Source organism: Candidatus Binatus sp., from assembly GCF_036567905.1.
Lineage (GTDB): Bacteria > Desulfobacterota > Binatia > Binatales > Binataceae > Binatus.
Window position 1 is genome coordinate 1 of record NZ_DATCTO010000051.1, and the last position, 8,247, is coordinate 8,247.

Below are 8,247 nucleotides of genomic sequence, written 5' to 3' on the forward strand. Positions count from 1 at the left end.
GCGGGGTCGGCGCCGCCGCGGTCGAGCAAGACGGGGCCGGGGCTCAGGCTGTCGGGGGCGGCAAGGAATCGGAACATGCGCGTGGGATCGATCGAGTAAGTCGGTGCGGCCATCTCGAAGAACATCCGCGCGTCGGGAAAGTACGGCCGGCGCATCAGCCGCCGCGTGCGGCCAGTGGGCGCCGCGAGATTCTCGAAGGCCTCGAGAATCAGGCGCATCTGCTCGGTGTCGCCGCGCGCAAAGCCGCGTGCGCGAAGCTCGCCGAGCAGATCGACGCGGCGGTCGGCGCCACGGCGGTGCTCGTCGCGATACAGGTCGAGCATCAGCGCGGCCAGCACGATCGAATGATCGGGGGCAAATCCGCCCGCGATCGCGCGACCGAGCGCGGCCATGTTGCGGACGATGGGCTGCTCGGCGAGCATGGCGCCGCGCGATTTCAGATGAGTGGAAAGAATCGGGATTACGTACTCGAGCAATCCCAGCTCTGCCATCAGCACCAGCGCGTGAGCGGCCTCGGGCTGGCCGAGCGTCTTGTAAGTTTCCTCGACCAGGCGCGGCACAGAGGCCTTGGCGAGATCGGCGCGATGTCGCTCGATGGCGACGCGCGTGGCGGGCTCGATTTCGAAGCCGAGCTTGGCCGCGAATCGTACCGCGCGCATCATGCGGACCGGATCCTCGCGCATCCGCAACTCGGGGTCGCCGATAGTGCGGATCAATCGAGCCCTGAGGTCGTCAACTCCGCCGGGAAAATCGATCACGTGAAAAGTTTGCGGACTGTAGAACAGCGCGTTGACGGTGAAGTCGCGGCGAAACGCGTCTTCCTCGGGCGTGCCGAAAGTGTTGTCGAGACGAATCAGCGGATCGTCGCTGTCGGCGACCGCCTCGGCCTGGCGGCGGAAGGTGGCGACCTCGACATTCTGCCGGCCGAAGAAAACGTGGACCAGGCGAAAGCGCCGCCCGATCAGGCGCGAGTTGCGGAACAGCTCGCGGACCTGCTGCGGATGGGCCGAAGTGGCGACGTCGAAGTCCTTGGGCTTGCGCGAGAGCATCAGATCGCGCACCCCGCCGCCGACCAGGAATGCGTCGTAGCCGGCGCCGGCGAGGCGATAGAGGACCTTGAGCACGTTGGCATCGATATCGCGGCGCGAGATGGGATGCTCGGCGCGCTCAAGTATGCGGGGTTCCAATTCCGTTTGTCCGAATTCGCTCCAAACCTAGCACGATACCGCCCGCGCTTCATCGTTCCCGCAGGCACGCTTTGCGACGCGCGCATCCTGCCCAAGAAGCGGTAAAAGGGCTACGCTGGGCGATGACAAAGGAGACTGCGATATGGACAAGTTTCTAATCGACCTTAAAAAGATTCGCGAAAACGCCCGCAAGCATATCGAAGAGGGCGCCGTGACCGAGGGCTACAAGGCGGATCGCCAGCAGGTGCTGAAAGTGCTCAACGAGGCGCTGGCGACGGAGATAGTCTGCGTGCTTCGCTACAAACGCCATTTCTACATGGCGCAGGGGATCAGCTCCGATTCCGTCAAGGCCGAATTCCTGCAGCACGCCAACGAAGAGCAGCAGCACGCCGATTGGATTGCGGAGCGAATTACGCAGCTCGGCGGCGAGCCCGACTTCAATCCCAAGGGACTCGCGGACCGCTCGCACTCGGAGTACGTCGAGGGCAAGACGCTGCTCGACATGATCAAGGAAGACCTGGTCGCCGAGCGGATCGCAATCCAGACGTATCAGGAAATCATTCGATGGCTGGGCGATGGCGATCCGACCACCAAGATACTGATCGAACAGATCAACAAGATGGAAGAAGAGCACGCCAACGACATGTCGGATTTGCTCACCAAGATGAGCTGACGATTCCGCTGCACAACGGCGAGCACTGGTTGACAAAAATGCCCGCTGTGAGCTAGTTGGAATTCAATAGCGCGCGGAGCATTCCGCTTCGCCATCGGGCCCCGGAGAACCTCAGGATGAAGCCCGCACGGACGCTTCTCTTCTCCATTCTCGCCGCGACGGTGGTGGTTGCTTCGTTCACTCTGGCTGGCGCGCAAGGACCCGGCCCGATTGCCGATCCCAAGTCCGAGAAGCAGGCGGGTTTCCCGGCCGATCTCTATTCGTGGGTGATTCCGCCCGACAATCCGCAGACGCCGGCAAAGATTGCGCTCGGCAAGGCGCTGTTTTTTGACGATCGCTTGTCCGCCGACGGCAAGATATCTTGCGATCACTGTCACGCTCCCGCCAAGGGCTTCACCGATCAGCTACCGACCTCGATGGGTATCCGCGCGCAGTTCGGCCAGCGCAACGCGCCTACCGTCCTCAACGCGCTGTTCAACGTGACGCAGTTCTGGGACGGACGCGCGCCGTCGCTCGAGGCGCAGGTCCAGGGCCCGGTAACCAATCCGGTCGAGATGGGCATGAAATCGACCGACGACGCGGTCGCGAAGGTCAAGGCGATTCCCGAGTACGGCAAGCAATTCCAGGATGTGTTCGGGCACGACGTCACGTTCGCCGATATCGAGCGCGCGATCGCCGCGTACGAGCGCACCCAACTCGCATTCGACTCGCCGTTCGACAAGTTTATCGCCGGCGACCCGAGCGCAATCAGCGATTCGGCCAAGCGCGGATGGTCGATTTTCAACGGCAAGGGCCGCTGCATGTCGTGTCACGCATGGAATCCGACGCAGCCGCTGTTTACCGATCAAAAGTTCCACAACATCGGCGTGTCGGCGCATAACGCCAACTTCGTGCCGCTCGCGCGCAAAGCGCTCGACACGCTCAGCCAAAGCGGCGGCAACGCCGAGGAGATCGACAAGCTGGCTATCGGCACCGACATGAGCGGGCTCGGGCGTTTCCTGGTCACCAAGCAGCCGCATGATATCGGCGCGTTCCGCACCATGAGTTTGCGCAACCTGCTGGTCACGCAGCCGTACTTCCACGACGGCTCGCAGGTCACGCTGTGGGACACGATCGATCATTACAACAAGGGCGGCGTGCAGAACCCGTACCTCGACGGCGGGATCGTTCCGCTCGGCCTCAGCGAAGCCGAAGAGGACGACCTGGTCGCGTTTCTCGCCAGCCTGACCAGCCCCGAATACGCCGACGCCGCCAAGCAGGAATACGACCTCCAGTTCAAACGTTCGCGCACCAACCGCCCGCAGCGCGATACCGCCGCCGCCAACGGCGACAACGGGCGCGGGCCGGGATTGGCGGGACCGTTCGGCGATATCGGACCGCCACAGACCGACGAGAATCCGGCGTTGCTCGGTGGCGACTAACCTGACGAAAAATCTTAAGGCAGGCGGGCGATGGCTGCTCGGCATAAAAGCGTCGAAACGAAATACATGGAAGATCGCGACGCGGCCCTGCGCGGATTGCGCGGTCTGGACCGGCGGACATTTCTGAAAGTGCTGGCCGCGACGACCGGCGCCGTGATGGCGAAGAGCCTGATGCCGCCGCATTCGTTCCAGCTCGTCGAAGTCGCCAACGCCGCGCCCGACAAGACCGCCGGTGCGGCCGGGATGGCGGGCAAGCCGCCGTTCACCTTCGCGTACATCTCGGACTCGCATCTCTATCAGCGCACGCTCAACCAGCGCTTCGTGCGCGCGGTAGCCAGGGCGGTCGATGACGTGAACGCGCTCGATCCGCAACCCGACTTCGTGCTGTTCGGCGGTGACCTGGCGCAACTCGGGCGGCGCGAGGAGCTCGACCTGGGAATGCAGCTCCTCGCCGAGGTCAAGGCGCCGGTGAAAATGATGGTCGGCGAGCACGACTGGTTCTACGACATGGGCGACGCGTGGCAGGAGATGTTCGGCCCGCCCAACTACTCGTTTGACTGGAAGGGCGTGCACGTCGTGGTGCTGATGAGCGTGCACGAGAAGGATTTCTGGACGGCGCGCAAAATGACGCCGGCCGAGAGGATGCACACGGTCGCGGGCCTCGACAACGGGATACAGTCGCGCTTCGAAGTCGGCGACGACGAGCGCAAGTGGCTCGCCGCCGACCTCGCCAAGGTGCCGCACACCACTCCGCTGCTGGTCTTCTCGCACTCGCCGCTCTACAAATACTACCGCAACTGGAATTTCTGGACCGATGATGCCGAGCAGGTGCAGGCGATTCTGAAGCCGTACCAGCACGTGACGGTGATCCACGGCCATACCCATCAGATGCTCTACAACCAGATCGGGAACATCAGTTTTTACGGGATGCTCTCGACGGCGTGGCCGTGGCCGTACGCGCCGACCGGGCTGCCGCCGTTGACTATTCAGATGAACCGGGCGGATCCGTTCGATCAGTTCGACGGATTGGGCGACGGCCGGATAAATGTGCGCGCCGACGGATTGGCGGACAAGATCTACAGCCTGTGGGATCGCAACCCGGTCACGGTGAAGGCCGACTACCTGGTTTCGCACGGCAAGATCGCGCGGCCGCCCGCGCCACAGTTCGCGAGCTACTGAGGCCGGGGAAGAAAGCTTGCTCGAGGCGAATATGACCCGACGATCGATCGCATTGGCAACCGCCGCCGGAGCTGCCGCGATACTCGCGGTCGTGATGCACGCGCCGCGGCTTCGCGCGCAACCAGCGCCTCCCCTGCCTGTCCATCAAGTGCCGGTTTCGAAAAACGGCGGCACGGTCGTGATGCTCTGCGACGGCAAAACCAGCGTGGAAGTGAAAGGCCTCAAGCCGGGCGAGTCCATGCCGCATGCGCAGGCGGTCGAGATCGCGCGCCAGTTGATGGCGCAATGGCAGCGCGAGCATCCCAGCGAGAAATGGGAGATGGCGCAGCAAGAGCATCAGACAGACCAGTCGCCTCAGCCCGTACCGGCTCCATCGGCAGCGTCAGGCGCCGGTACAGCGGCGGCCAAGCCAACCGGCGCGAAGTTGCAATCGAAGGGAACGCAGCAGGGCGACACCTACGCGAGCTTCACCGATCGCGACTACAAAGTTTGGAAGAACGAGACCGACAATTTCGTCGCGCAAGGGAACCAGCTATTCCACGACGGCGCTGCCGTCGGCGGCACGATTGGCGTGAGCTGCGACATGTGCCATCCGGACGGGTCGAATACGCATCCCGAGACTTATCCGAAATACCAGGTCCAGCTACAGCGCGTGGCGCTGCTGCGCGACATGATCGATTGGTGCATCGAGAATCCGCTCAAGGGCAAGGCGCTCGATCCCAACGATACCCGACTGCGCGCGCTCGAAGCGTACATCCTCGCGCAGCGCAAAGGCGTCGCGCTCGACTACGGCAAGCACTAAGCGCCCGCGCCCTTGAGCAGCGGCGCATGATTCCTTTGGGCACACACATGATGCGATAGGACCCAAAAGATAGCGTTACTAAAGGGGCACGAAAGCAACCCCGGCAGGCGCTGCGGCCTGCTCCCAAATTTCCCGCCAATCCTAAGCAGAGTTAGCTGCGACGCGTATCAAGCCGGAGCAACATCAACATCAGCATCAGACGATCATTGCGCGGTTTGAGCTCGGGTACTGTTCCCTTTTCCGCCAACATGCCGCGAAGCGCCGTTTCGCCGAAGGTATTGAACACGGCCCGGTCGTCCATGCCAATTGAGAATCGTTGCGATGAAGTGACGTTTGCCCGTAGCGGGTGCGCAACTGAAAACCGCTTCCACGGACTGATCGGATGCTTCCAGAAGTGAAGATCGAGCGAAACGCGATGCGAAACGCCAATTTGAGGAGGCATGATCGGCGACGCTCGCAGCTGCCCAAGCAATGTATTATTGAGCAGGGTGCCCGATTGTAGCATCAGCAGCAGCGCCGCCGCTCCGAAGAGCGAAACTAATGCGATCATCGCCGCATGCAAATTCCGCGCGCCGATACTGACTGTGGGTAAGTGCGCTTGCAGTTTCATCGTGTATCCCTCTTGGGATCCAGCAAGAACTGTACCGCAATAAGTTTCCCTTGTGGAGCCCTCTGCGCTGAATAAGAACCTCTAACAGATCAGCGCGAGCGGTACAAGAGCCAGGCGCGCTCGGAGATCGCGGATAGGTAGAACAGCGCGACGAGCGGCGCGAGGGCGCGCACGATAGCACCGGCAAGCGCCGGCGGCGGCGAAATCGCAAGCGCGATCACCAGCGCATAGTTGATGATCCCGCCCCAATGACCGAGCCGGCTCCGTACCGGACGCGCCGCGCGCCCTCCGAGCACGACCGAATCGATCGCGTACTGGCTGAACGAAAGCGCGATGAGGATCGGGATGTAAAAGGCTATCGCGCCGGCCGCCGCTTCGGATAAAAGCGCCGCCAGCACGAACGTCACATCCGCAATTGCGTCGAGCCATCGCCCGCTGCCGCTCGCGACTCCCAGCCGCCGCGCGATTCGCCCGTCGATGAAATCGCTGCCCGCGCCAACTATCGAGATTATCGCGAATGCCAGCCGTCCCTGATGCCCACGGGCGGCCAGCTCGATCCAGATCGCGGCCAGCGCGAACCGGATCGCGCTCAAGCCGTTGGGCATCTGCGCGAGCATCGCGGCGCCGCGGCTGCGGCGGTGTTTCACCTTTTCACCGTTTCGCTCGCAAGCGCTGAATGCTCTACAATCGTTGCCTTATGCCCGGAAAAACCTCCCGCTCGATTCAGGTCGTCAGCCACGGTCCGTCATGCCTCGACGGTGTGATGGCGGCGGCCGCGGTGGCGCGCTTTTACGACGGCCATAAAGTCCTCACCCGGCTGGCCGGCAACAACGACGCCGACCGCGTTATCCAGGAGCTGACGCTCAAGTCCGGCGACGCCGGCGGCGAAAACGAAATCTGGATCACCGATTTGTCCTGGAACTCACCGGCGACCGGCGCGCATCTGGCCGAGTTGAGTGAACGGGGCGCGCGCATTTACTGGATCGATCACCATCGCACCGCAGTCTCCCGCGCCGATGCCCCCGAGTTCAAGGTGCCGTTCGCCGGCAAAGTTCTCAGCGAGCAATATTCGGCGGCGCGCCTGACGTTCAACTTTCTCAAACGAATGGGGCGCGATCTTCCCGATCGCCAGCGCGCCGAGTTCGAGGCTTTCCAGCCCTTCGTGATGATCGCCGACGATCACGATCGCTGGATCCACAAGATTCGCGAGTCTTCCGACTGGGCGCTTGCGGTGCAGACGCTCGGCGGAACTTCGTCGTATCGCGAAATCCTCAAACTGCGCGAGCCGCGGATGAGCCGCAAGCTGCGCGCCGCGTTCGAGTCGGGTCAGGATGCGATGCGCCGCAGCGTCGAATTGGCCCACGCGACGATGGTCGATCGCAAGCTCGACAACGGAATCATGGTGCGGACGGCGTGCTGCTTCGGCTACAGCAGCGAAGTCGCGGCGCATCTCTACAAGGAACAGACGCGCACGATCGTCGCGCTGTTCGATCTGCGAAGCCAGGGCGTCAGCCTGCGCCGCAGCTCCGATTGCGACGTCGATTTGTCAATCCTCGCGCAACACTATGGCGGCGGCGGTCATGCCGCGGCGTCGGGCTTCGCGCTTCCCGATTTGCGCCGCCTTCCGGCCGAGCGGCTGTCCGAAATTCTCGGCGATCAGCTCGAAAAACCGCCCGTCTGAGCAGCCGTTGGCACGGCTGGCCAGTATTAAGGCCGCGCTCCGTTGTCGCGCGCGGCCCCTGCCAACGGCCTAATACTGCGCTGCCGTCGCCACGGCCAGGGGTGACCCCTGCACCCAGTGATCAAACAGGTTAAGGGGGAAAGGCGTCCACTTTTTGCGTCATTCTAGAGCCCTTCGGAATAGGCTCCGCTTCCACCCGCCGAAGCCCTGAGCGCAGCCGAAGGGGAAGAATCCCGGATCCTTTCCTTTTGCCTCTCTCTTAATTTCCTCTCCCTGTTAGGGAGAGGATGAAGGTGAGGGTCCTTATACAGCGCGCCCTGTCTTCCCTTCTTAACACTGGTCTCCCGTGCCCACGGGCGCGCGATTCAGGATTCTGCGTCCGTATTCTTTACCCGCCCACCTCTCATCTTTGTGTCATCCCGACCAAAGCGGAGGGACCCCGGCTCCTTCCTCGCCCCGTCGGAATAGGCCACGCCTCCGGCGCGGGTGAGGGACTTCTGCGGCGCGATTGTCTGATGCGCCGCACATCGCGCGCGAGAAGATTGCGCCCTGTATGGCCTGCTCCCCAATTTCCCGCCAATCATAAGTAGAGTCCGCCGGTTTTTTCGCCCTCCTCGGGCGGTTGCGTTTCCCGTCTTTTTAACGCTGCGAACTCGGCTGGCGTCAAGGCGCCGAGACTGCCGTGCGGTCGCAT

General features: G+C 62.8%; 8 protein-coding genes. 5 read left to right on the forward strand and 3 right to left on the reverse strand.

Going from position 1 to position 8,247, the window contains the following annotated elements:
- On the reverse strand, window positions 1-1,187 hold a 1,187-nt coding region (gene pcnB, locus VIO10_RS08380), incomplete at its 3' end, for a polynucleotide adenylyltransferase PcnB (RefSeq protein WP_331962224.1).
- A gap of 142 nt (window positions 1,188-1,329) precedes the next feature.
- On the opposite strand from pcnB, the gene VIO10_RS08385 reads away from it, so the two are divergent.
- The 4 genes from VIO10_RS08385 to VIO10_RS08400 all read left to right on the forward strand — a co-directional run bounded on the left by VIO10_RS08385 (window position 1,330) and on the right by VIO10_RS08400 (window position 5,262).
- Window positions 1,330-1,860 (forward strand): ferritin-like domain-containing protein, encoded by a 531-nt coding sequence (locus VIO10_RS08385; RefSeq protein ID WP_331962227.1) that lies wholly within the window; start codon window positions 1,330-1,332, stop codon window positions 1,858-1,860.
- A 116-nt stretch (window positions 1,861-1,976) separates the two neighbouring features.
- Complete coding sequence (locus VIO10_RS08390) at window positions 1,977-3,281, forward strand: cytochrome-c peroxidase (protein WP_331962230.1); 1,305 nt, start codon at window positions 1,977-1,979, stop codon at window positions 3,279-3,281.
- A gap of 30 nt (window positions 3,282-3,311) precedes the next feature.
- Complete coding sequence (locus VIO10_RS08395; protein WP_331962233.1) at window positions 3,312-4,460, forward strand: metallophosphoesterase family protein; 1,149 nt, start codon at window positions 3,312-3,314, stop codon at window positions 4,458-4,460.
- Between the two features lie 31 nt (window positions 4,461-4,491).
- Window positions 4,492-5,262, forward strand: coding sequence for a hypothetical protein (locus tag VIO10_RS08400; RefSeq protein WP_331962236.1), 771 nt, complete (start codon window positions 4,492-4,494; stop codon window positions 5,260-5,262).
- Between the two features lie 151 nt (window positions 5,263-5,413).
- Here VIO10_RS08400 and VIO10_RS08405 read toward each other — a convergent pair whose 3' ends face one another.
- Both VIO10_RS08405 and VIO10_RS08410 read right to left on the reverse strand, forming a co-directional pair.
- Window positions 5,414-5,872 (reverse strand): hypothetical protein, encoded by a 459-nt coding sequence (locus VIO10_RS08405; RefSeq protein WP_331962239.1) that lies wholly within the window; start codon window positions 5,870-5,872, stop codon window positions 5,414-5,416.
- A gap of 89 nt (window positions 5,873-5,961) precedes the next feature.
- On the reverse strand, window positions 5,962-6,519 hold the full coding sequence (locus VIO10_RS08410; RefSeq protein WP_331962242.1) for a CDP-alcohol phosphatidyltransferase family protein: 558 nt from the start codon (window positions 6,517-6,519) through the stop codon (window positions 5,962-5,964).
- Window positions 6,520-6,569: 50 nt separating this feature from the next.
- Between VIO10_RS08410 and VIO10_RS08415 the strand changes: the two genes are divergently transcribed.
- Window positions 6,570-7,553 carry a hypothetical protein gene (locus tag VIO10_RS08415; protein WP_331962245.1) on the forward strand — a complete coding sequence of 328 codons (984 nt, stop codon included), beginning with the start codon at window positions 6,570-6,572 and terminating at the stop codon, window positions 7,551-7,553.
- Window positions 7,554-8,247: the final 694 nt, after the last annotated feature.

Excerpts from the sequence above, each read along its gene's own strand:
- VIO10_RS08385 (WP_331962227.1), top strand. The coding sequence starts at position 1,330 with ATGGACAAGTTTCTAATCGACCTTAAAAAGATTCGCGAAAACGCCCGC.
- VIO10_RS08390 (WP_331962230.1), top strand. The coding sequence starts at position 1,977 with ATGAAGCCCGCACGGACGCTTCTCTTCTCCATTCTCGCCGCGACGGTG.
- VIO10_RS08395 (WP_331962233.1), top strand. The coding sequence starts at position 3,312 with ATGGCTGCTCGGCATAAAAGCGTCGAAACGAAATACATGGAAGATCGC.
- VIO10_RS08400 (WP_331962236.1), top strand. The coding sequence starts at position 4,492 with ATGACCCGACGATCGATCGCATTGGCAACCGCCGCCGGAGCTGCCGCG.
- VIO10_RS08405 (WP_331962239.1), bottom strand. The coding sequence starts at position 5,872 with ATGAAACTGCAAGCGCACTTACCCACAGTCAGTATCGGCGCGCGGAAT.
- VIO10_RS08415 (WP_331962245.1), top strand. The coding sequence starts at position 6,570 with ATGCCCGGAAAAACCTCCCGCTCGATTCAGGTCGTCAGCCACGGTCCG.